Raw genomic sequence first — 24,174 nt, 5'->3', positions numbered from 1 at the left:
TTTTTTATCTTATTTTAGGCATTTATTACTTCTTTTTTTACATCTGGCAAGCCTTTTAATAAATTTTCAGCAATCGTTAACCACTTCGATGTCTCTAAGCCATTTGTTTTCATAACAATTTTCAATTGTGATCCTTCCATTCCTAAACCGATCATACGTCCAAAACTATTTCCGAGCATGAATAATTTTCCACCATCAATATTTTGACTTGCTTGTTCAGAAAACAGGAATGTTACTTCAAATTTATTCTGCTTAATTAATTCAATTTTTTCTTTCATTGCCAACACTTTAATATTTGCAATTTGTAATAAATAACCAACTTCTTGTGGATAATCGCCAAATCTATCGATCATTTCTTCCTGCAATTCTTCAATATCCTCAATTGCAGAAACACCTCTAAATTGTTTATACATCATAATTTTTTGCTTACTATCTGAAATATAAGCATCTGGTAAGTATGCATCTACCTCTAAGTCAATTTCAACATTAACTATATTTTCAGCCCCATCTGTTCCTCTACGCTGTTCAATTGCATCTTTTAACATTTGAGAATATAGATCAAATCCGACAGAATCAATAAATCCATGCTGTTCTGCCCCTAACAAATTACCTGCTCCACGAATAGATAAATCTCTCATCGCAATTTTGAAACCAGATCCAAGTTCCGTGAACTCTTTAATTGCTTGTAGACGCTTCTCTGCAACCTCTGACAGCACTTTGTCACGTTTATATGCAAAGTATGCATATGCAACACGATTAGAACGTCCAACACGCCCACGAAGCTGATACAACTGTGATAATCCCATACGATCTGCATCAAATACAATTAACGTATTTACATTCGGGATATCTACACCCGTCTCAATAATTGTTGTACTTACAAGAACATCATGCTGTCCTTCTAAAAATGATAGCATAACAGACTCTAATTCGCTTTCGTTCATTTTCCCATGTGCGTACGTTACGCGGGCATCTGGAACTAACATCGAAATTTCATCTGCTTTTCTTTCAATATCCTCTACACGATTATATAGGAAGTAAACTTGACCACCTCTTGCAAGCTCTCGCTCTATCGCCTCTCGCATTAACGCTGGATTATACTCGACTACATACGTTTGGACTGGGAAACGATTTTCTGGTGGTGTCTCAATAACAGATAAGTCGCGCACACCAAGCATAGACATATGAAGCGTCCGCGGAATCGGAGTTGCCGTTAATGTTAATACGTCAACATTCGCCTTCAATTGTTTAATTTTTTCTTTATGTGTCACACCAAATCTTTGTTCTTCATCAATAATAAGAAGCCCTAAATCTTTATACGTAACATCTTTAGATAAAATACGATGTGTTCCGATTACAATATCTACTGTTCCATCCTTTAAGCCCTTAATTGTTTCATTTTGTTGTTTTCTCGTACGGAATCTACTTAATAAGCCTATATTGATCGGATAATCTTGAAAACGCTCTCGAATTGTTTCATAGTGTTGCTGCGCAAGAATCGTTGTCGGTACTAAAATTGCAACTTGTTTTTCATCCATAATTGCTTTAAATGCCGCACGAATAGCCACTTCAGTCTTTCCATACCCTACGTCACCACAAAGGAGCCTATCCATCGGGCGTCCGCGTTCCATATCTTTTTTAATCTCGTCAATAGAACGTAACTGATCCTCTGTCTCTTGATACGGGAAAGAAGATTCGAACTCTTGTTGTTCTGCCGTATCTGGCGTATATGCATAGCCTTTTGAAGCTTCGCGCTCAGCATATAGTTTAATTAGGTCATCCGCAATGTCTTGTACAGATTTTTCAACTTTCGTTTTAACCTTTTTCCAATCATTACCACCTAATTTGTAAACTTTCGGATCCTTACCTTCAGATCCTACATATTTTTGAACTTGATCAATTTGTTCAATTGGAACGTATAGCTTATCATTACCTTGATATTTAATATTTAAATAATCTTTATGAACACCATTAATCTCTAATGTCTCAATACCTAAAAATTTACCTATACCATGATTTACATGAACTACATAATCTCCAACTTTTAATTCCGAATAACTTTTAATACGTTCAGCATTCGATAACTTTTGTTTACGTTGTGATTTTTTAACTTTCTTATGAAAAAGCTCCTTTTCAGTAATGACAACAAGCTTTTGCATCGGCATTTCAAATCCTGCATGTAAATCACCTACAGCAATTTGTAATCTTCCAGGCAATAAAATATCTGTACCTTCTACAATATCTGCCTCAATATCATAATCACTTAAAATATGTTGTAATTTTTTCACACGTTCATCATCTGTTCCGAGTACAACAGTCGTAAAATGCCCTTCATTCCATCTATCAATTTCTGTTTTTAACAAATTCATCTGTCCATGGAAATCTTGCATTGTTTTACATGTTACATTAACAATATTTTGCGGATGTGTGTGTGCGATATGACGCAAGAATAACGTTAAATATACAAAACTTCTTTTTTTATGATGAAGAAACCCCTCGAATGGGTGAGAGAAAGATAAATCTTGAATAATTGTTCCTTCACCAAGAAGTGATATATACCATTCCGCCTCTTCTGTTTCAAGATGTGATGCTGTTTCTTGAATACGGGAAATCTCATCTAAAATTACAACACCATCTTCTGGTAAATAATCTATCAGACTAGCAGGTTCTTTATAGAAAATAGATAAGTATTTAAACATCTGTTCTATACTTTGCCCGTTTTTCAACATCTCAATTTCATGACTTACCGTCTCAAGCACTTTAGTCTTTAGTTTATCATCAGAAAGTTTTTGCATCGTCTTAGTCAAGCCTTCTTCAAGATGCTGAATTCCTGATTTTAATTCTTCCTGTGAAAATAAAAACTCTGTTGCCGGACCAAACCTAACGCTTTCTTTTTTACCTTGAGAACGCTGTTCATCCACATCAAATAATCGAATAGAATCGACTTCTGTATCAAAGAATTCAATACGAAATGGTAGTTCTTCAGTTAAAGGATATATATCTAATATTCCCCCACGCAAACTGAACTCCCCTGGAGCTTCTACCATCGACTTACGTTCATAGCCAATATGATGTAAAGTATGCAAGAGCGCATCTAAATCAATCTCTTGCCCTAGATTGATTTCAACTTGCTTTTGCTTCCACAATTCTTTTATTGGTAAAAATCTACGCAATCCTGCCACTGGCGCTACAATGATTCCATTCTCTCCCGCAGCCAAGCGATTTAACACTTCTATACGTTGCGCCTTCAATTCTGGACTTGCAACTCCAATTTCCGATGCTATCAGTTCATTCACTGGATATAACCACACATCTTTTTCACCAAGTAACGCCACTAAATCTTCATGTACTTTTTGTGCTTGGTATAAGTTATGTGTCACGATTAATTGTGATTTTTTTGTTTTTTTATATAAAGCCGCCATTAATAATGAACGAGAAGACGTTGCCATCCCTGATATAAGTTGTTCTTTTAACCCATCTTCTAACCCATTAATAACCGATTGTATCTCTTCATTTTTATAAAATTGCTCTAATAAACCTATCATTTTTAAAACTCCTCTCAACATAAAGAGCAAGTCATTCTATTTTATGCAAATATTTTGGAAAAGGAAAACAGAAAAATGCTTTGGACATGCCAAAGCGACAACATTTTATTGCAGAAATTTTTCATACTCATAATACTCAGGATAAGATGCGAGCGTTTCTTGACACGATTCACAAATCGTTTTTATATATATATTTCCATTCTCATGAAAATGAATCATTTCTACTACTTCTTGCTCCGTTAGTTGAAATAAAACGTCGCTATATACTTTTTCTGCGTTAATGGAGCCTACATTACCTCCGCAGTGTCTGCAATAATAATACCCTTCCATACTAGCCTCCTAAAAATTCAATTACTACTAGTATGGGTAAAACAAAAGAGAAATATTCCCAATCTTATTTTTAACTATTGAAAGTATTCATGATTTGAAGAAAAGGCTTATTTAGCCACTCTTCACATGCATCCGCTGCTTTTTCAATAGAATGGTTAACATCCGGAATCTCTTCAGATGTAAAGCGTCCTAATACATAATCGACTACCTTCATTCCATTTTTCGGGCGATCAATTCCCATACGGATACGTTGAAATTCTTGTGTTCCTAGGTGCGAAATCGTTGACTTTACACCATTATGTCCACCAGCACTACCTTTCATGCGAAGACGCAATTTACCTACAGGAATGTCTAAATCGTCGTACATAACAACGAAGTCCTCAACATCAATTTTATAATAATCCATGAGTGGACGAATACTTTCCCCAGATAAATTCATGTATGTTAGCGGCTTTAATAAGATTACCTTTTCTCCATTAACAAACCCTGCACCAAATACACCTTTAAATTTTTGTTCATTCAAAGAAATGTTCCAACGCTTCGCAAGTTCATCAATGGCCATAAATCCAATATTATGCCTTGTTAATTCATATTCTCTACCTGGGTTCCCAAGTCCTACTATCAATTTCATTCTTGTACCACTACTTTCTTTTTTCGATACGAAAAGACGTAACCAATTTTGGTTACGTCTCATTCTATCCAATTAATTGAATAATACACTCACAGATTCTTCTTCGTATACACGAATGATTGCTTCTCCGATTAATGGAGCAACTGAAAGTTCATGTACTTTGTCGATTTTCTTCTCTTCCGGTAATACGATAGAGTTCGTTACAACTAACTCTTTAATATTTGAATTTTGAATACGCTCAATTGCTGGACCAGATAATACTGGGTGTGTACAGCAAGCATATACTTCAGAAGCACCGTTCTCAACAAGAGCGTTTGCTGCTAATGTAATTGTACCAGCTGTATCAATGATGTCATCAATTAAAATCGCTGTTTTGCCTTCAATATTACCGATAATGTTCATTACCTCTGAAACGTTCGGGCGAGGACGACGCTTATCAATAATAGCGATTGGCGCTTTTAGACGATCTGCCATTTTTCTCGCACGAGTTACACCACCATGATCAGGAGACACGATTACGATATCTTTAAGACCTTTTGTTTCAAAGTAATCAGAAAGAATCGGTACACCCATTAAGTGGTCGATTGGGATATCAAAGAACCCTTGAATTTGTGGAGCATGTAAATCTAGAGTGATTACACGAGTTGCACCTGCTGTTTCAAGCAAGTTTGCTACAAGTTTCGATGTAATTGGTTCACGAGAACGCGCTTTACGGTCTTGACGCGCATAACCATAGTAAGGAATAACAATATTAATTGTTTTCGCAGATGCACGTTTTAATGCATCGATCATAATAAGTAATTCCATGATATGTTCGTTTACTGGGAAGCTTGTAGATTGAATAATGAATACATCGCAACCACGGATACTTTCTTCAATGTTAATTTGAACTTCTCCATCACTAAAACGATCAACAGAACATTTTCCTAGTCCTACTCCAATATGCTTTGCAATCTGCTCAGCAAGTTCCTTATTAGAGTTTAAAGAGAATACTTTCAAATTAGAATTTAGATATTGAGTCGACATCTAGATTAACCCTCCACATTATTATGATTTTTTCTTATTCAGCAATTGATCAACATAGTCTTCTTTGTTAACTTGACGTGCACGTGCTACCGATAATGCTTTTGATGGAACATTCTCTGTAATTGTAGAGCCTGCCGCCACATAAGCACCATCTTCAACTGTTACTGGAGCAACAAGGTTTGAATTACATCCAATAAATACCCCATTACCAATCACAGTTTTGAATTTATTCTTACCGTCATAGTTCACCGTAATTGAACCACAACCAAGATTCACGTCTTCTCCAACTTGTGCATCCCCGATATAACTCAAGTGTGAAGCTTTACTTCTATTACCAAAGACAGTTTTTTTGATTTCCACGAAGTTTCCAACGCGTACTTCGTCTCCAATAACTGAATCTGGGCGAATATGTGCAAATGGACCAACCGATACTTCTGTACCAAGCTTACTATCATGTACAGTAGATTGTCGAATTGTCGTACGATCTCCAATTTCACTATCGCGAATTACTGTATGCGGTCCAATTTCACAATCAGAACCAATTACAGTGTTCCCCTCAATAATTGTTCCTGGATGAAGAACTGTATCGCTACCGATAATTGCATCAGCAGAAATATAAGTGTTACTTGGATCAATAATTGTAACACCATTTACCATGTTCTTTCGATTGATACGGTTTTTCATAATAATTTCCGCTTGCGATAGAGCGACTCTGTCGTTAACACCTAACGTTTCATCGAACTGCTCTGTTTGATAAGCTGATACGATATGACCTTCATTTTTTAAAATCTCAATAACATCTGGAAGGTAATATTCACCTTGCACGTTATCATTTGAAACTTTAGAAAGTGAAGCAAATAAAGCCTTATTATCAAAACAATACGTACCTGTATTGATTTCTTTAATAGCTAATTCTTTCTCATTTGCATCTTTATGCTCAACAATCTTTTCAACATGACCATTCTCATTACGAACAATACGGCCATATCCAGCAGGCTCTTCTATGTATGCTGTTAGCACCGTCGCCATTGCTCCTGCTTCTTTATGTTGCTGAAGTAATGCTTCCATTGTTTCAGCAGTTATTAGAGGCGTATCACCACAAATAACTAAAGTTGTTCCTTCTTCATTTGCAAGTACATTTGCAGCTTGATCTACAGCATGTGCTGTACCAAGTTGTTCTGCTTGTAATGCAAACTCACTTACGTTCCCTAGCTGTTCTTGTACCATTTCAGCACCATGTCCAACAACCGTTACAAGTTTCTGCAATCCTAATTGAGATACTTGATCGACTACGTGTTGTACCATAGGTTTTCCACATACAGGATGCAGCACTTTGTATAGCTTTGACTTCATACGTGTGCCTTTACCTGCAGCTAGAATCACTGCAAATCTGTTTGACATATAGACCCTCCATCGCAACCTATTTATCCATTAAAGATATTATCCTAAATCATCATATATTTCAAGAAACACATTTTAACTATTAAATTTTACCATAATTCTTATAAGATGTTTTACTCTTTAGTATCTTTTTTAAGAAATAAGCTATACTATTTAAAATGATTTTGAAAAAATTAGTAGTTTCTTCTTTTTATGTTAATAAATTATGAAGTTTCCAAATATAAAGCAAAAAAACAAACCCCTGTAAATGCTTACAGGAGTTTGCTACAAAATTATAAGGCTTTTTGTCAAAAGCCCTTTTCATTCGAATTTTACGAAGCACCTGCTTCTTCAAACTCAACCTCTTCTAACTCGCCTAAACGATGATACTCTGTTAAAACCGCATCTTGAATTTTAGAGCGTGTACCAGAATTAATTGGATGTGCAATGTCACGGAACTCTCCATCTGGAGTACGTTTACTTGGCATTGCTACAAATAATCCATTATTACCATCAATTACACGAATATCATGAACAACAAATTCATGGTCTAGAGTAATAGAGGCAATTGCTCTCATGCGGCCTTCTGTGTTTACGCGGCGTAATCTTACGTCAGTCACTTCCATCTTGTGTTCACCACCCTTTTCTAAATAAGCGATATATTTGTATAAATTCCACAAATTTTCTATTTTCCCTTTAATTTTTTAAAAATTTTTAAGATAAAAATTTTTAAAGTAGTTGAATATAGAGATTAGTGGAGGTTATCGCTTACAAAAGGTTACTTAACTAGGGCGATTACTTCAATTTCAACGGAAACATCTTTCGGTAATTTTGCTACTTGCACACAAGATCGAGCTGGTTTATGAGTAGTGAAATAAGAGCTATACACTTCATTCACAGCATTAAAATCATCCATGTCCTTTAAAAATACTGTTGTTTTTACGACTGTATCAAATGAAGCACCTGCTTCCTCTAATACCGCTTGTAAATTTTGAAATACTTGTTCTGTTTGTACTGTTACATCTCCTGTTACAAGCTCCCCATTTGCCATCAATGGAATTTGTCCTGAGCTATAGAACATGTTATTTACAATAATCCCCTGTGAATAAGGTCCAATTGCTTGTGGTGCCTTGCTTGTTTGAACAACTTTCATACTTTTCACCCTTTTATTATTTATTTTACTCTTTAAAAATAGTGTACGAAAGGCAGTTTGTCCATCTATTTTATAATCTATAAATAAAATAAAAAAAGATAGAGCTATCTGCTCTATCTTTTATTCCGCCTCTACAAGCCCTTCATCAAATGGCGCAAGAGAATAATTCCCTTTTTCCACTTGAATCGTTTTTTCTTTCACATCAACTTCCGATAGACGAATTAATGATACAAAATTATTAATTAGTCGTTCTTCAATATCTGTGGATTCTACTAATACACCAATACCAACAACATTAGCCTTGAACTCTTCTAACATACTCATCATACCTTGAATTGTTCCGCCAGCTTTCATGAAGTCATCAATGATTAAAACATTCGACCCTTCTGGAAGACTGCGTTTCGCTAACGTCATTGTTTGAATTCGTTTAGAAGAACCCGACACATAGTTAATACTAACAGTCGGACCTTCTGTTACCTTATTATCTTTCCTTGCAATTACAACTGGTACATCTAAGTAATTTGCCACTGCATAAGCAAGTGGAATCCCCTTCGTTGCCACCGTCATAACTGCATCAATTGGTTGCCTAGCAAAAACAGAAGCAAACAAACGACCTGCGCCATTAATATGGCGAGGATTACTCAATAAATCTGTCATGTATAAGTAACCGCCAGGCAAAATACGATCTCGGTTTTCAAATAAGCCACAAAGCTCATCAATAATTAGATCTGCCTCTTCTTCACTTATATACGGTATATATTTCACTCCTCCTGCTGCTCCTGGTATCGTTTGCAATGTGCCGACCCCTTGTTGTTCAAACGTTTGCTTAATAATAACTAAATCTTCACTAATGGAAGACTTAGCCGATTGATACCTTTCAGCAAAAAAAGTGAGAGATACTAGCTGACGAGGGTTTTGTAGCAAGTAATAAGTCATATCGACTAATCTTGTACTTCTTCTAATTTTCATACTCTCACCTCAAATCACGAATATTCTAAACAAATCATAACGTATTATACGTCTTTATTCAAGCGTTTCTCGCTCTCCTAATAAACGTACCGCATAGACTTGTTCACAAAATCCTTTTAATCCGTTATAAATGCGATGCATTCGTGAATCATGGTGTACAAGTCCAAATACAGTTGGACCACTTCCACTCATTAATACAGCATCCGCTCCAAATCGCTTCATCTGTGATTTAATACGGGCAACTTCAGGATGCATTCCAAATGTTACATCTTCTAAAACGTTACCAACAGTATCACAAATTCCTTTATAATCACCAGAATTTATGACATCAACCATTTTATCTACATTTGGATGTGTAACTCGATTTAACTTTAAATTCCCATACACATCAGCAGTAGATACACCTATATGTGGTTTCGCTAAAATAACCCAACAAGAAGGCGGAGTCTTTATATGCTCAATTTTCTCTCCTCTTCCAGTGGCAATTGCTGTGCCTCCGTATACACAGAACGATACATCTGATCCAATTTCTGCGCCAAGCTCTGCTAACTCATCAATTGTAAGCCCTAAATTCCATAATTTATTAAGACCACGTAATGTCGCTGCTGCATCACTACTTCCACCTGCTAATCCAGCTGCTACTGGAATCGTTTTTTCAATAGTAATAGATACACCTTTTTTTACATTAAACTTCTCTTTTAATAATTTCGCTGCCTGATAAGCTAAATTTCGTTGGTCGTCTGGGACATACCGATTATGGGATAAAATTTCAATACGGTCTTCTGCTAATTCCGTTAGTTCTAGACGATCTGCTAAATCAATGGTTGTCATAATCATTTTCACTTCATGATATCCGTCTTGTCTTTTTCCCAGTACATCTAACGACAGATTAATCTTTGCTGGTGCTTTCACTAGTAGCTTCAATCTATTCACCCACTCTATGTACTCAATCTTTTATCGTTTATTTTACCATAAATTTATAGTAAGACGATGACACTTCCCTAATTATAACGAAAAGCATTCAGAATGAAACTACTTATGTAAAATGATGGCACCTTTTAGAGTACAAAAAGCCGAGGAATGTCTCCTCGGCTACCGTAGCATAGAAAGTATCTTACAACTACTGGTTTCGTTTCATTAATTGCTGTTCTGCAATTTCTATAGCACGTTTCACCATGTTACCAGCATCTTTCGCACGAATTCCGCCCCATCCTTCTTTCTGAACAACATCATAAAAGCCAAGCTCTTTTGCTAGCTCTTCTTTAAATTGGTTTGACATGACACCTCTTCGTCTACTCAATGCAGAGTCCCTCCTTATTTTGCTACGGTATAGTTAGTATGCAAAATAATATAGCTTTTCATTTATGGGAATATATGTAATGATATACAGATTATAAAATGACCTCATTATGAGGGTCTCCATAAAATGTTAACTCTACTGTCTCTGTTAAAACATCTGCATAACTATAAGATACACGTTGCAACGCATCTTCTTGTTGATCCAATTGTACAACAAAAACGGAGCGGTATGTTTCTGCTAGTACACCTGATTGCTCCACAGTTTTTCTTCTTCCACTATTTGCTTTTAACATAAGTCGCTGTCCAAGATGGTGATCTAATTCGCTTTTAATTTCATCTAAACGTTTTGACATATACTTCGCTACACCTCGCTGTAATTTAGATTGAACACTTAAAGCACGATATATCTATCCTAATTATTAACCGCGATTCACAGCTAATATCATCCTGCGTTTGAATAGATAGAAGAAATACTATATTGTAAAAGTATCATTACGTAGTCTTTACGTTCTTACCTCTTTTTATCCAAATTCATTTAAATCCTTCCATACAAAAAGCAAGATACATATGTATCCTGCTTACTCTTCGTAATGTTGAAAAGGTAATCCCGTTCGTAAAATCCCTCTCGTTTCAATTCCACCTAGTCCCTTTTCACCAGTAATTGTATTACGTACGACATCCCATACATTGACTCTCTCCATAAATGAAGTAAAACTAATTTTACCAACTACATATACAGGATCTAGTGCATGAATATTAATTCTAGATGGTGAACTAGCGAAATTGGCCCCTGCACGAATTAGTGCCTCAAAATGTGATTGACATGCCCCAGCAAAAATAACAAGTTGATCCAATGATGGATATTTTTTTCGCACTTCACGAACAGCCTGTACAAAATGCCTTGAATGCCTATATGCCGCTAAATCTCCCTTCACTCCTTTTGATTTTGTATATGCATCATGCCCTGTAATAACGAGAATGTCTGGGCGAAAGTGATCTATTAAGTCTACTACTTTTTCATGCATCTCCGTTTCTTTACAATGAATACCTTGAACAGGAACGCCAATTTTATTATATAAATCTAAGCACTTGCGCAAATATAAAGGGTCTCCATCTATATGCAATACACGTCCCGGCATTTGAAAATAATTTACCTCACTTGTGTATCCACCAGTTGAAGTATGTTCATGCCTTTGTTTCATCAGTACATAATCTTGTTGAAACAAACGATACGTGCGCTCCATTGTTTCTTTCTCACGCTTCACCCTTTTTTTATGTTCTCTTTGATCTATACTAATTAAATCTTCCAGTGGCGCATCCGCCACCAGTCTAATTTCCTCTCCAAACAATATAGCTATCTCGCCTTTTATTTCTATAATACGAAAAAGAATATCCCTCTTATGAGAATATCGTTCCACTAACTCTCCAACATGTAAAACCATTCTCCTACCTCCAAACTCATTAGGCCATCTTACCTGTTTTTAAAGTATGAATTTAGAGAGAGAAAGGTGACAAAAGGGACAGTTCAACTTGAACTGTCCCTTTCATATTCTTATGATAATTTATGAAGAACTAATGCATTACTTAATGTTGCAAACTCTTCAATAGATAGCGTTTCGCCTCTTCGCTTTGGATCAATTCCTACTTCTGTTAAAATTCGATCCAATAACTCCTTATCTTTCGGGAAACCATTTAAATTATTTGATAAATTATTCATTAAAGTTTTACGGCGCTGTGCGAAACTTGCTCGTACTACTTCAAAGAAGAACGTTTCATCTGTCACCTCTACAACCGGTTTAGGACGCTTTAGAAGGCGGATAATTGCAGAATCAACGTTTGGCTGTGGTACAAACACTGTACGTGGTACAGTCATAACTGTTTCAACCTCTGTATAGTACTGAATGGCAATCGATAAAGAACCATACTCTTTCGTTCCAGGTTTAGCAGCTAAACGATCTCCAACTTCTTTTTGCATCATAACAACAAATCCACGAACTGGTAACTTTTCTTCAAGCAATTTAAATAAAATTGGCGTTGTAATATAGTATGGTAAGTTAGCTACTACCATTACATCTTGCCCTTCTTCAAATTGCTCATTAAATACTTCATGTACATCTGCTTTTAGTACGTCTTTATTAATAACTGTAACATTACCATATGGCGCTAACGTCTCATCTAAAATTGGTAATAGTCTTTGATCAATTTCAAAAGCCACTACTTTTTTAGCACGCTTCGCTAATTGCTCTGTTAATGCACCAATACCTGGTCCAATTTCAATTGCACCACTTTCTGAACCAATTTCTGCATGATCGACAATACGATTTAATACATTTGTATCAATTAAAAAGTTTTGTCCTAAACTTTTTTTGAATGAAAATCCATATTTTTCAACAATGTCTTTTGTACGATTTGGCGTTGCGATATCCTTCATTTTTTTTCCTCCTGTATTACTTGCTTATAAGCTTCTGCAAATGATTCCTTTGAAACTTGAAACATCTGTAATCGTTTATGTAACTGTTTTGCATTTGTATAACCAATCTTTAATAGCTTACCCATTCTTTCTCTGCGGCTCTTTGCCATTTCTCCGCCCACTAAGCCTGCATCGACTAAATCACTCCAACTAATTTCACTTGTGTAAGCTTCCATTTCTTCATGTATATTCTCTAGAGCACGGCGAATCGACTCATTAGAAGCATGTTCAATCCCAACACCCTTTTTCCTTTTAGCAAGCGCTTCTTCCTTCGGTAAAAAAGCATGCTTACAGCCAGGAACCTTGTCAGAAATAATTTTTCGAATACGCTCTCCAGGATAATCCGGATCTGTGAAAATAATAACGCCCCTTTTTTGCTGCGCTAATTTAACTTGCTCAATAACATGATCACCGATTGCTGAACCGTTCGTTTCAATTGTATCCGCATCAACAGCACGCTTAATCGCAACTGTATCATCTTTACCTTCTACAACGATAATCTCTTTTATTTTCATGCTTGCCTCCACACTCATTTCGTCTCTACTTAGTAAAACAAAAAAATGACGACTTTTCCATTATTATTTTCCCCATTCTTATATTTTAAAAAATAGAATAGAAAAATCTTTGTTCCCTGTTCTTATTGTAACACTTCATCATTCACATTTATTTTCTTGATTACTTCTACTAGTTTTTCTCAAAATAAAAAAGAACAGGTTTCCCCCGTTCTTTTTATTCAACACCAAATAAAACTTTTGCATTTTTAGTTGTCATTTCTGCTACTTCCTCATAAGAAATTCCTTTTAAATTCGCAATTTCTTCTGCTACGAGTTTTACATAACTCGGTTCATTTCGTTTCCCGCGAAATGGATGCGGCGTTAAATAGGGACAATCCGTCTCTATTAACAATTTCTCTAACGGAATCTCCGTAGCAACTTCTTTCGGTTTCTTAGCGTTTTTAAATGTAACTGGTCCACCTAACGAAATTAAAAAGTTCATATCAACACATCGCTCTGCTACTTCTACGCTACCGCTAAAGCAATGCATAATGCCCCCTACTTCAGCTGCATTCTCTTCTTCTAGAATATCAACAATATCTTGAGTTGCATCGCGGTTATGTATAATAATCGGCAAATTTACTTTTTTCGCTAATGCAATTTGTTTACGAAATACTTCTTTCTGTATTTCTTTTGGAGACTTATCCCAGTGATAATCTAAGCCCATTTCTCCAAGTGCAACGACTTTAGGATGAGAAGCAAGTTCTTCTAACCAAGCTAAATGTTCTTCTGTCATGTCGATTGCATCAACTGGATGCCAGCCAACCGCAGCGTAAATAAAATCATAGGCTTCAGCTAATTCCATCGCCTTTTTTATCGTTACTTCATCAAAACCAACAACAACTGTATAAGTAACTCCCGCTTCTTTCATTCGGGAAATAACCTCTTGCAAATCTTCTTCGAATTGCTCTGCATTCAAATGTGAATGTGTATCAAACAACATAATACATAACTCCTTTTATATTGAAATCAAGTTTATTCTACAAAAATAAGTTCTTTAATAACTTAACGATAACAATACTACAATCTTAATGCAAAAATAGAGAGTGTAAAAAGAAAAAAGACGCTTCACACATGTTACACGTGAAACATCTCTTTTCTTGTCTTAATTACTTGATTTTCGTACCATTTGGTAGATTTTGGTCGATTGATGCTAATGACAATACGCCATTCTCTTCGCCCGCTAAAATCATACCTTGCGATAATTCACCGCGTAATTTTACAGGTTTTAAGTTTGTTACACAAATAACCTTTTTACCTTTTAAGTCTTCCGGCGAATAGAATTTTGCAATTCCAGAAACAACTTGACGCTTTTCTGTGCCTAAGTCTAGTTGAATTTTTAACAACTTGTCTGCTTTTTTCACGGGTTCAGCAGATAGTACTTCAGCTACGCGTAATTCTACTTTAAAGAAATCATCAATTGTAATTTCTTCTGCCTTCGGTTCTTCTTCTTTTTTCTCTTCTACTTTAGGAGCAGAGCTTTTCATTTGTTCTTTAATGTACTCTACTTCCACTTCCATTTCTAAACGAGGGAAAATTGGGTTTCCTTTTTCTACTTTTGTTCCAGCTGGAATGCAGCCAATTGTAGATAGACTTTCCCAAGATTTATGAGCTTCATCAGTAAGGCCAAGCTGAGCAAACATCTTGCTTGGTGCTACTGTTAAGAATGGCATAAGCATAATACCTGTTTGACGAAGTACTTCTGCTAAATGAGCCATTACAGAGGCTAACTTTTCACGATCATTCTCATCTTTTGCTAATACCCATGGTTGTGTTTCATCAATATATTTATTCGTACGACTAACTAGTTGCCAAATAGATCCTAACGCTACAGAGAACTCCATATTCTCCATTGCTTCTTCTACTTTTTTCAAAGTATCTTGTGCAAACGCTACTAACGTTTCATCAAATTCCGTCACATTTTCTTTAAATGCAGGGATTTCTCCGTTAAAATACTTATCAATCATAGCTACTGTACGATTTAATAAATTACCTAAGTCATTTGCTAAGTCGAAATTAATACGCTCCACAAATCCTTCTGGTGTGAATACGCCATCAGATCCAAATGGAACTTCACGAAGTAGGTAATAACGTAATGCATCTAATCCGTAACGATCGATTAATGTAACTGGATCTACTACGTTTCCTTTTGACTTACTCATCTTTCCATCCTTCATTAAAATCCAGCCATGAGCAAAGACTTTCTTCGGAAGAGGTAAATCTAATGCCATTAAAATTATCGGCCAATAAATTGTATGGAAACGAACAATTTCTTTCCCAACTAAATGCACATCTGCAGGCCAGAATTTTTTATATTTCTCTTCATTTGCTGTTCCATAACCTAACGCCGTAATATAGTTAGATAATGCGTCAACCCATACGTAAATAACGTGTTTTGGGTTACCAGGAACACGAACTCCCCAGTCAAATGAAGTACGAGAAACCGCTAAATCTTCTAATCCTGGTTTAATAAAATTATTAATCATTTCATTTTTACGAGACTCCGGCTGAATGAAATGTGGATTATCTTCATAGAACTTTAATAGTCTGTCGACATATTTACCCATTCTAAAGAAATAAGATTCTTCACGAACAAGTTCTACATCATGACCACTATCTGGGCTTTTTCCTCCAACTACTTTGTCGCCTTCCATAATTGGATCTACTAATTGATGCTCTGTATAGAACGTCTCATCTTGTACAGAATACCAACCTTCATATTCATCAAGATAAATGTCACCTTGATCTACTAATTGCTTAAAGATTTTTTCGACAACATCTTTATGACGATCTTCAGTTGTACGAATAAAATCATCATAAGAAATATCCATCTTCTCCCAAAGCTCTTTGATTCCTGCAACAATGTTATCAACATATGCCTGTGGCGTAATATTTAACTCTTCTGCTTTCTTTTGGATCTTCTGTCCATGCTCATCAGTTCCTGTTAAATAATGCACATTATAACCTTGCATACGCTTATATCGTGCCATCGCATCTCCTGCTACTGTCGTATAAGCATGTCCAATGTGTAATTTTCCACTTGGATAATAAATTGGGGTAGTAATATAAAAGGACTTATTTTCCTCTGTCATTGTTTTGGACCTCCCGAATAACCTCATATGTATTTATAAACAGTATATCAAAAACTCATATATAAAGTGAAACTTTAATCAGTAGGGTTTTGTTCCTCCCCACTAATTATTAGCCCACGTTAATTGGGCTTTTACGAGCAGCCCAAATCTAACTTATCTTCTTTACGCCAACCTAATTTTAAATTTAGGTCTTAATGCTCGATATCTTTATCATCTATTGCTCATATTTCAAAAAAATATACAATATCTACTTTAAATTTATTATTTTTTCAGAAAATAATGTAAATAATTGTGGAATTTCCTCTCAATCTATTATATATAAGAAATAAGAAATCTATAAATCTTTTTAAAAAATATAGAATTTAAGAATTGACGGAAATGTAAATGATTGGTATCATATGTCCATAGGGTATTTTGTCGAAAAATGACGAATCTAAAAATAGACTCGAAACTTATAAACTATTTATTTAGGAGGAAAAAAATTATGAAATCTACTGGTATTGTTCGTAAAGTTGATGAATTAGGTCGTGTAGTAATTCCAATCGAATTACGCCGTACTTTAGGTATTGCAGAAAAGGACGCTCTTGAAATCTATGTTGATGACGAAAAAATCATCTTAAAGAAATATAAACCAAACATGACTTGCCAAGTAACTGGTGAAGTATCTGACGGTAACCTTTCTTTAGCTGAAGGTAAAATCATCTTAAGCAAAGAAGGCGCTGAGCAAATCTTAAACGAACTTCAAGATTATATCGAAACAGCAAAATAAGCTTCTCAATTATGAGAAGCTTATTTTTTATCGACATGATAGATTTGATATACATCTCTTTTCGACAAATCTCGATCTTTAGCGACTGTTTTAATCGCTTCTTTTGAATTCATACTTTTTTCATTTATATAATATTCAATATGATCATATACCGAAAGAGATTCCCACCATTGTTCTTCTGGAGCAGGTTCTTCTGTTGAACCAGCTACTAAAATACAAAACTCACCACGTACTTCATTTTGCTTCGTCCACTCAATTGCTTCTTCGATTGTTCCTCGAATAAATTCCTCAAATTTTTTCGTTAACTCTCGACATAATACAATCTCTCTATTTCCCAACACTTCCTGCATCGAAATTAAAGTATCATCTAAACGATGAGGTGCTTCATAAAACATCATTGTAGTTTGTACATAACGAAGCTTTTCTAACTCCATCTTCCGTTCCTTTTTGTTTCTCTGCAAGAAACCATAGAAATAAAACTGCTTTGTTTCAAGACCAGATGCAATTAATGCTGTAAGGGCTGCATTTGCTCCAGGAAGCGGAATTACATGATATTGCTCAGCTACTGCCTCAACGACAATATCGTAACCTGGATCAGAAATACATGGCATACCAGCGTCACTAACAAGTGCTACATTCTTTCCATCCTCTAATTTCTCTAATAGTTTCTTCCCACTTACTTCTTTATTGTGCTCATGATAACTCGTGACAGGTGTTTCAATTTCAAAATAATTACAAAGTTTTTTCGTTTGTCTCGTATCTTCAGCAGCAATTAAATCAACTTCTTTTAAAATTCGAATTGCACGAAATGTCATATCTTCTAGATTTCCAATAGGAGTTGGTACTAAATATAAAACTCCCTTTTCATTTTGTTGAAAGCTTTTTTGTTGCCACATAGCGTTCTCCTTTTTGCATATATGCCTCTTTTTGTTTTCTCGTTAATTTCTTAAAGTAATACTCCGCTTGCATAGCTGTACGCTTATCATCATGGGCCTCTACATATTTTAAAACGACAGGAAGCCTGACGCGTGTATACTTAGCCCCTTTGCCGCTATTATGAGTCTGAATTCTCTTTTCTATATGGTTTGTATATCCAGCATAATAACTTCCATCAGAGCACTCTACCACATAAAAAAAGTGCTTATTCTTCTCCATATAAAATTGAACGTAGCTCCTTTGTATATTCGTTATTGTTCTCATATACAACGAGAGGCGGTAAGATTTTCAAATCTGCATTTCCATCCTTAATTCCTTCAATTAACAATGTATTTGCTTCTTTTCCAACCTTAGGATAAACAAATTGCACACGCTTTGGTTCAATTTTATATTTACGCATTAATGTGACAATGTCTAGTAATCGCCCTGGACGATGTACAAACGCTACTTTCCCACCTTGTTTTACTAACTGACTACTTGCAGATACAACATCTTCTAATGTACACATAATTTCATGACGAGCTATCGCTAAATGTTCATTCATATTTTTCTCTGAAGTTTGAGGTGTTTGAAAATATGGTGGATTACATGTAACAACATCATATTGATGACGCCCAAGTTTCTCTGGCATATCTTTCAAATCTCCATGTATGAGGTGAATTCTTTCTTCCAACCCATTGTATTGAACACTTCTTACTCCCATATCATATAAGCGTTCTTGAATTTCCACTCCAGTAATATTTCCTTTTGTTCTTGTACTTAATAGAAGGGGAACAACCGCGTTACCTGTACACAAATCAAGTAAATTCCCCTTTTGAATTGGTACCCATGCAAAATCTGCAAGTAAAACGGCATCTAAAGAAAAATTAAATACTGATGGGCTTTGTATAATCTTCATGTCTTGTGCTAATAAGTAATCTAAACGTTCATCTTCATATAAATTCATATACTGCTCCTTTTCTTACCCTTAACCTACCCTATTTCATGTATAAAAAATTACCTTTCCAATTATAATTGGAAAGGTAATTTCACTTTTTATTTAAGAATGACAGACAGAACAAACAATCTCCCTCTTTACGTACACTTCCATAATGTAGATTGCAAATATGAAAACCTTCTTGATACAGTCTCGCTAAATTGTCATAGCCTTCACCAATATCTGTTTTCGGCTTCACTTCTTTACGTTTTTGAGTTTTTTGTTTTTCTTTATTCTGCACTTCTTCAAAACGGTGTCGCAAATTGTTATTTTCCATTTTTATATGCTGGTTTTCTTCCAACAACTCTGCAAGATGCTGTTTTAACTCTCCCAACTGTTTATATAAATGTCCAATTTGCTCTTCCATACTAGAAACCGATTCAAAAATATCTTTTTTCTCCACAAGCACCCACCTCATTAATCTGTGGTTTGACTCGAAACGACCCCTTTATTCACTAACTCATCTAACGTATATTCTACTATCCGTTCCTTGTCTACTAGTTCCACTTGAATTAATCTTTCTAAAATATTTAATCCGATAACACGGCCAGTACCATGCGGGGTTTGTATACGTTGATCTAAATCAGGAAGTTGTTCCTTTGCTGCCTCATATTCATCATTCTCATATTTTAAGCAACACATTAAGCGACCACATAAACCAGAGATTTTTGCAGGATTTAATGATAAATTTTGATCCTTTGCCATTTTAATGGATACAGGTTCAAAATCCCCTAAAAAAGTAGAACAACAAAGCATACGACCACATGGACCAATACCACCTAGCATCTTCGCTTCATCACGAACACCAATTTGTCTTAGTTCAATTCTTGTTCTAAAAATTGCGGCTAAGTCCTTCACTAGTTCGCGGAAATCGATCCGACCATCCGCAGTAAAATAGAAAATAATCTTATTACGATCGAATGTATACTCTACATCTACAAGTTTCATATCAAGATTATGCTCTACTACCTTTTGTTGACAGACTTGATATGCTTCTTTTGCAGCATGTTTGTTCTCTTCAACAATGGTACGATCATTTTCATTTGCAATACGAATAACCTTTTTTAGCGGTAATACAACGTCGTTTTCATCAACTTGTTTTTTGGTAATAACTACTTTTCCGTATTCAATACCTCTTACCGTTTCTACAATGACAAACTCATTTTCAGAGATATCGAACTGATTTGGATCAAAGTAATATACCTTTCCGGCCTTCTTAAAGCGAACACCTACTACATCATACAAAACGGTCATCCCTCCTGCAACCGCAACACTAACTGTTCGAACACAAGCTGCGCATTTACATTAGCGTTGATTCTATTTTTTGCCTCTAATATATTAAAGAGAGCTGATACAATGCGCTTCTGAGCATAGGAAAACGATTCAAACATCTCTTTCTGATCATGAAAAACAAGACGATCTTCTTCTCCAAGTTGAACATATAATAAATCCTTATAAATAAGGAGTAACATATCTAAACCTTGCTGTAATTGTTCTTTCTCTCCAAAGTGTTTTCCCCATTTTTCTTGTACAAAAAAAATAGAGGTTTTATCTTTTTCGAGCGCTTCACATAATTTTATCACTAAAGCTCGTGCTTGTGCAAACCATTCATCACTACATAAAGCTAAAGCTTCATCAAAACTATTTGTAAGTTGAGCAGCAAGTGTCGATAAAGATGCTGTAATCCCTTCATCCTGTAATCTTCTAATTAAAGATTCCGTAGGTAACGGTCTAAACGTAACAACTTGGCAACGAGATAAAATCGTATTTAAAATTTGATGACTTTGTTCAGTAAGTAAAATAGCAGTTGTATCACTACTTGGTTCTTCTAAAAATTTCAAAAGTGTATTTGCCGCATTTGCTGTCATACGATCTGCGTGCTCAATAATATATAATTTTTTATTTGCCTCTAATCCTGTTTTTGAAAACTCTTCTTGTAAATCATGAATTTGCTGCTTTTTAATAGATAATCCGTCTGGTTTTACAATATGTAAGTTAGGGTGGTTACCTGAATCAATTCGCTTACAGTTTGTACATACATGGCAGGGCTCTACCCCATTCCGCTCAGAACAGAGGAAACTCTTTGCCATTTGAATTGCTGTCGCAAACTTTCCTGTCCCTTTCCCTCCCTCTAACAAGTAAGCGTGGGATATACGCTCTTTTGCAATGCTATTCATCAACATTTTTACACCGATGGGTTGTATAGCAGAAAGCTGCTCCCACGTCTTCGTCATAATGCATACCTCACTTATTTCATTCTTTCCTTCTATTATAACAATTTATCTTCTATAATCTGAACAACTTCTTCTATAAGTTTTTCCATCGGCTGATCAGCATTTACCAATACAATACGATCCGAGAAACGTTCTACAACTTGTAAATACCCTTCGCGCACACGTTTATGGAAAGAGATATCTTCCATATCTAGTCGATTTACTTCACGTCCTGCATCTTTTTCAATCCGAGCCAAACCAACCTCAGGCTCAATGTCTAGATAAATTGTTAAACTAGGCATACAGTCCTCTGTTGCGAAACGATTTATTTCAAATACCTTATCCATACCCAATCCTCTTGCATAGCCTTGGTATGCTAAAGAGCTATCTATAAAACGATCACATAACACGAGGTAGTTCTCATTAAGTGCTGGCATAACTTTTTCTACTAAATGTTGTCTGCGCGCAGCAGCATAAAGAAGCGCTTCTGTACGTGCTTCCATCATCGTATATTCTTGTTTATGTAAAATCGTCCTAATGTCCTCAGAAATTGCAATACCGCCTGGTTCCCTTGTCGCCATTACCTTTTGTGCTTTTTTTTCAAAATATGGCAATAAGCTTTTAATTAACGTTGTTTTACCTGAACCTTCTGGGCCCTCAATTGTTACAAATAATCCCTTCATCCTAAAACCTACTTTCTATATCATACACTTTCATATATTTCGTATTCCCTTGAAAACGAGCTCCTGCTCTCTCTAAATACATAATTTGCTCTTTATGCCCTGAAGTAATTCTCTCTCCATACATAATCAATGGAATTCCAGGTGGATACGGAATCACCATTTCCGCCGCTATCATTCCAACAGCCTCTTCTATAGATACTATCTTTGTTTTATATCCTTCTAGTTGTTTATACGTATACGGTAAAAGAGAGAACTCACCTTTATAAGTATAACGAATAGATTCTCTCTTGTCTTTCACCTCATAATGTTGCAATGCTACTCGGATCATCTCTATAACCTTCATATACCCCTCATTTGCTTGTAGTGGTAAAATAAATAGGACATTGTACGGATCAGCCATCTCTGTATATATACCGACCTTTTCAAATACAGACTGTAATTCGTACCCTGATAACTGACAACGAGTTTGTACGGTGACCTTTAACTCATCTTGCAACGGATATTCTAAAATGGCGATTTGAGGAATAGAACGTAGTTGTTCCTTAAATCTTCGTAAAAACTCAACAATTTCACTGTGACCTTCTTCTTTTATACGTGCCATTGTAAAGCGTGCTATATCCAAGGAAGCCATAATTGGATACGATGGACTACTAGATTGTAGCATACTTAAATAAGTAGTAACCTTCTCTTCATCTACTAAGTGACTATTTATATGTAAATAGGAACCCATTGTCATTGCGGGTAATGTTTTATGTGCAGAATGAACTACAATATCTGCACCATATGTTAATGCTGACTTCGGGAATGGTTCTCCCAAACACAGATGTGCCCCATGTGCCTCATCTACCAAAACAGGTATTTTATGTGCATGTGCAAAAGCGATGCTTGCCTCTAGATCCATCCCCATACCATAATAATTAGGATGCGTTAAAATGAGTGCTTTCGCATTTGGATACTTTCCAATTGCTTTCTTAATAATTTCGTTACGAACTCCCACTGGTACATTATAAGCTTCGTCAATCCATGGATCTAAAAAAATGGGATTTGCTCCCGCAAGTTTTAAAGCATTAATAATTGATTTATGACAATTTCTTTGTACAAGAACAATATCATGTTCCCCGCAACAAGACAAAATCATTGCTAAGTTCCCGACTGTTGAACCATTAATTAAAAAATAGCTCCTCTTTGTATTATAAACTTCAGCCAATAATTGTTGTGCCTCATCTATACATTCAAACGGACTATGCAAATCATCTAGTCCTGCTAACTCAGTTACATCAATAGATAGAATATCTTTAAACTCTCTTATTGCCTCCTGAGGGAAGTTTAAACCATTCTTATGACCTGGAACATGAAAGGATAACGGCCCTCTTTCTTTAAACTCTATTAACGCCTCATATAAAGGCATACCATTTTGATTCATCTACATCTCTTCCTTATTATTCATTCTCTATCTATTATACAGAACAAAAAAAATAATAGGCATATGCCTATTTAAAAATATGATACTTCTAGTTTTCGAAGCTGCTTTAAATAATGTATATATTTCGGATCATCTGTCTCTGTATTCACCATATCCTTTTCACATTCATAGCATATTAAATTATTATAAACATATATACCTTCTTTTCTTTTCGTCTCACAAACAATACAAACTTCACTTTGTAATTTCATAACCTTCCCTCCCTATTTAAGTGAACCTATTTTATACTTCTAATCCTTAACAATTTACAGAAAAATATACACCCATCTTTTATATAATATGATTAACTCTTGGGCAACGTGTTTGTATTACCCTTACTTCTTTCCTATTCTTTTTAACAATACAAAAAAACACAAGTCAAATGACTTGTGTTTTTAGTTGCTTGGCGACGTCCTACTCTCACAGGGACAAGGTCCCAACTACCATCGGCGCTAGAGAGCTTAACTTCCGTGTTCGGTATGGGAACGGGTGTGACCTCTCTGCCATCATCACCAAACTATTGAAGGCATATTCCTTCAAAACTAGATAACATTTGCTACATATTATATGGTTAAGTCCTCGATCTATTAGTATTCGTCAGCTCCACATGTCACCATGCTTCCACCTCGAACCTATCAACCTGATCATCTTTCAGGGATCTTACTAGCTTACGCTATGGGAAATCT

General features: G+C 35.6%; 26 protein-coding genes and 2 rRNA genes. 1 reads left to right on the top strand and 27 read right to left on the bottom strand.

Annotated elements, in window-relative coordinates:
- Window positions 1-14: 14 nt before the first annotated feature.
- From mfd to metG, 16 genes are all read right to left on the bottom strand, one after another.
- A complete protein-coding gene (gene mfd, locus EBQ15_RS28470) occupies window positions 15-3,545 on the bottom strand; it encodes a transcription-repair coupling factor (protein ID WP_000579680.1) in 3,531 nt (1,176 codons plus the stop codon).
- A 105-nt stretch (window positions 3,546-3,650) separates the two neighbouring features.
- Window positions 3,651-3,875, bottom strand: a complete 225-nt coding sequence (locus tag EBQ15_RS28465; RefSeq protein WP_000399438.1) for an anti-sigma-F factor Fin family protein — start codon at window positions 3,873-3,875, stop codon at window positions 3,651-3,653.
- 70 nt (window positions 3,876-3,945) lie between these two features.
- Window positions 3,946-4,506 (bottom strand): aminoacyl-tRNA hydrolase, encoded by a 561-nt coding sequence (pth, locus tag EBQ15_RS28460; RefSeq protein ID WP_000767702.1) that lies wholly within the window; start codon window positions 4,504-4,506, stop codon window positions 3,946-3,948.
- Window positions 4,507-4,578: 72 nt separating this feature from the next.
- A complete protein-coding gene (locus EBQ15_RS28455) occupies window positions 4,579-5,532 on the bottom strand; it encodes a ribose-phosphate diphosphokinase (RefSeq protein ID WP_000107420.1) in 954 nt (317 codons plus the stop codon).
- A gap of 21 nt (window positions 5,533-5,553) precedes the next feature.
- Window positions 5,554-6,933, bottom strand: coding sequence for a bifunctional UDP-N-acetylglucosamine diphosphorylase/glucosamine-1-phosphate N-acetyltransferase GlmU (glmU, locus tag EBQ15_RS28450; RefSeq protein ID WP_000071033.1), 1,380 nt, complete (start codon window positions 6,931-6,933; stop codon window positions 5,554-5,556).
- A gap of 311 nt (window positions 6,934-7,244) precedes the next feature.
- On the bottom strand, window positions 7,245-7,538 hold the full coding sequence (gene spoVG, locus EBQ15_RS28445; protein WP_000454041.1) for a septation regulator SpoVG: 294 nt from the start codon (window positions 7,536-7,538) through the stop codon (window positions 7,245-7,247).
- A 152-nt stretch (window positions 7,539-7,690) separates the two neighbouring features.
- Window positions 7,691-8,065: a RidA family protein gene (locus EBQ15_RS28440; protein ID WP_000869812.1), complete on the bottom strand. Its 375-nt coding sequence runs from the start codon at window positions 8,063-8,065 to the stop codon at window positions 7,691-7,693.
- Between the two features lie 120 nt (window positions 8,066-8,185).
- Window positions 8,186-9,034 (bottom strand): pur operon repressor, encoded by an 849-nt coding sequence (gene purR, locus EBQ15_RS28435; RefSeq protein ID WP_000702468.1) that lies wholly within the window; start codon window positions 9,032-9,034, stop codon window positions 8,186-8,188.
- A 54-nt stretch (window positions 9,035-9,088) separates the two neighbouring features.
- Entirely contained in the window at window positions 9,089-9,958 is an 870-nt protein-coding gene (gene ispE / locus EBQ15_RS28430) for a 4-(cytidine 5'-diphospho)-2-C-methyl-D-erythritol kinase (protein WP_000772104.1), read from the bottom strand.
- A 196-nt stretch (window positions 9,959-10,154) separates the two neighbouring features.
- Window positions 10,155-10,334 carry an acid-soluble spore protein SspF gene (gene sspF, locus EBQ15_RS28425; RefSeq protein WP_002094215.1) on the bottom strand — a complete coding sequence of 60 codons (180 nt, stop codon included), beginning with the start codon at window positions 10,332-10,334 and terminating at the stop codon, window positions 10,155-10,157.
- 91 nt (window positions 10,335-10,425) lie between these two features.
- Window positions 10,426-10,686 carry a biofilm formation stimulator Veg gene (veg, locus tag EBQ15_RS28420; protein WP_000044347.1) on the bottom strand — a complete coding sequence of 87 codons (261 nt, stop codon included), beginning with the start codon at window positions 10,684-10,686 and terminating at the stop codon, window positions 10,426-10,428.
- Window positions 10,687-10,911: 225 nt separating this feature from the next.
- Complete coding sequence (gene yabG, locus EBQ15_RS28415; RefSeq protein WP_000242868.1) at window positions 10,912-11,775, bottom strand: sporulation peptidase YabG; 864 nt, start codon at window positions 11,773-11,775, stop codon at window positions 10,912-10,914.
- Window positions 11,776-11,885: 110 nt separating this feature from the next.
- Complete coding sequence (rsmA, locus tag EBQ15_RS28410; protein WP_000651548.1) at window positions 11,886-12,764, bottom strand: 16S rRNA (adenine(1518)-N(6)/adenine(1519)-N(6))-dimethyltransferase RsmA; 879 nt, start codon at window positions 12,762-12,764, stop codon at window positions 11,886-11,888.
- The gene (rnmV, locus tag EBQ15_RS28405) at window positions 12,761-13,318 is read right to left on the bottom strand and encodes a ribonuclease M5 (protein ID WP_000692835.1); all 558 of its coding nucleotides are present in this window, start codon (window positions 13,316-13,318) and stop codon (window positions 12,761-12,763) included. Before rnmV ends, rsmA begins: the two co-directional genes overlap by 4 nt.
- A gap of 214 nt (window positions 13,319-13,532) precedes the next feature.
- Window positions 13,533-14,300, bottom strand: a complete 768-nt coding sequence (locus EBQ15_RS28400; protein ID WP_000895846.1) for a TatD family hydrolase — start codon at window positions 14,298-14,300, stop codon at window positions 13,533-13,535.
- A gap of 166 nt (window positions 14,301-14,466) precedes the next feature.
- Window positions 14,467-16,449 carry a methionine--tRNA ligase gene (gene metG / locus EBQ15_RS28395; protein WP_000134135.1) on the bottom strand — a complete coding sequence of 661 codons (1,983 nt, stop codon included), beginning with the start codon at window positions 16,447-16,449 and terminating at the stop codon, window positions 14,467-14,469.
- 484 nt (window positions 16,450-16,933) lie between these two features.
- Here metG and EBQ15_RS28390 point away from each other — a divergent pair, with 484 nt between their 5' ends.
- The gene (locus EBQ15_RS28390) at window positions 16,934-17,218 is read left to right on the top strand and encodes an AbrB/MazE/SpoVT family DNA-binding domain-containing protein (RefSeq protein WP_000843036.1); all 285 of its coding nucleotides are present in this window, start codon (window positions 16,934-16,936) and stop codon (window positions 17,216-17,218) included.
- Between the two features lie 20 nt (window positions 17,219-17,238).
- On the opposite strand, the gene rsmI is transcribed toward EBQ15_RS28390, so the two are convergent.
- The 11 genes from rsmI to EBQ15_RS28335 all read right to left on the bottom strand — a co-directional run.
- Complete coding sequence (gene rsmI / locus EBQ15_RS28385; RefSeq protein WP_000267821.1) at window positions 17,239-18,114, bottom strand: 16S rRNA (cytidine(1402)-2'-O)-methyltransferase; 876 nt, start codon at window positions 18,112-18,114, stop codon at window positions 17,239-17,241.
- Window positions 18,083-18,373 (bottom strand): GIY-YIG nuclease family protein, encoded by a 291-nt coding sequence (locus EBQ15_RS28380; protein WP_000414349.1) that lies wholly within the window; start codon window positions 18,371-18,373, stop codon window positions 18,083-18,085. The genes rsmI and EBQ15_RS28380 overlap by 32 nt, the downstream gene beginning before the upstream one ends.
- Window positions 18,360-19,100 carry a tRNA1(Val) (adenine(37)-N6)-methyltransferase gene (locus tag EBQ15_RS28375; RefSeq protein WP_001055366.1) on the bottom strand — a complete coding sequence of 247 codons (741 nt, stop codon included), beginning with the start codon at window positions 19,098-19,100 and terminating at the stop codon, window positions 18,360-18,362. The genes EBQ15_RS28380 and EBQ15_RS28375 overlap by 14 nt, the downstream gene beginning before the upstream one ends.
- Before the next feature lie 82 nt (window positions 19,101-19,182).
- Window positions 19,183-19,533, bottom strand: coding sequence for a DNA replication initiation control protein YabA (yabA, locus tag EBQ15_RS28370; RefSeq protein ID WP_000412063.1), 351 nt, complete (start codon window positions 19,531-19,533; stop codon window positions 19,183-19,185).
- A gap of 14 nt (window positions 19,534-19,547) precedes the next feature.
- The gene (locus EBQ15_RS28365; protein ID WP_000272429.1) at window positions 19,548-20,375 is read right to left on the bottom strand and encodes a PSP1 domain-containing protein; all 828 of its coding nucleotides are present in this window, start codon (window positions 20,373-20,375) and stop codon (window positions 19,548-19,550) included.
- A 5-nt stretch (window positions 20,376-20,380) separates the two neighbouring features.
- A complete protein-coding gene (holB, locus tag EBQ15_RS28360; protein WP_000169563.1) occupies window positions 20,381-21,364 on the bottom strand; it encodes a DNA polymerase III subunit delta' in 984 nt (327 codons plus the stop codon).
- Window positions 21,365-21,399: 35 nt separating this feature from the next.
- Window positions 21,400-22,026, bottom strand: a complete 627-nt coding sequence (tmk, locus tag EBQ15_RS28355) for a dTMP kinase (RefSeq protein ID WP_000677214.1) — start codon at window positions 22,024-22,026, stop codon at window positions 21,400-21,402.
- 1 nt (window position 22,027) lies between these two features.
- Entirely contained in the window at window positions 22,028-23,449 is a 1,422-nt protein-coding gene (locus EBQ15_RS28350; RefSeq protein ID WP_001073000.1) for an aminotransferase class I/II-fold pyridoxal phosphate-dependent enzyme, read from the bottom strand.
- 71 nt (window positions 23,450-23,520) lie between these two features.
- Window positions 23,521-23,700, bottom strand: a complete 180-nt coding sequence (locus EBQ15_RS28345) for a sigma factor G inhibitor Gin (protein ID WP_000776279.1) — start codon at window positions 23,698-23,700, stop codon at window positions 23,521-23,523.
- A 189-nt stretch (window positions 23,701-23,889) separates the two neighbouring features.
- Window positions 23,890-24,005, bottom strand: a 5S ribosomal RNA gene (gene rrf, locus EBQ15_RS28340).
- Window positions 24,006-24,055: 50 nt separating this feature from the next.
- A 23S ribosomal RNA gene (locus tag EBQ15_RS28335) occupies window positions 24,056-24,174 on the bottom strand; the annotation flags it as partial.

It is taken from the genome of Bacillus sp. 2D03 (assembly GCF_003946765.1).
In the GTDB taxonomy this organism is placed as follows: Bacteria; Bacillota; Bacilli; order Bacillales; family Bacillaceae_G; genus Bacillus_A; species Bacillus_A cereus.
The sequence above is the reverse complement of the archived record's forward strand: the minus strand, read 5'-3'. Positions and strand labels throughout refer to the sequence as shown.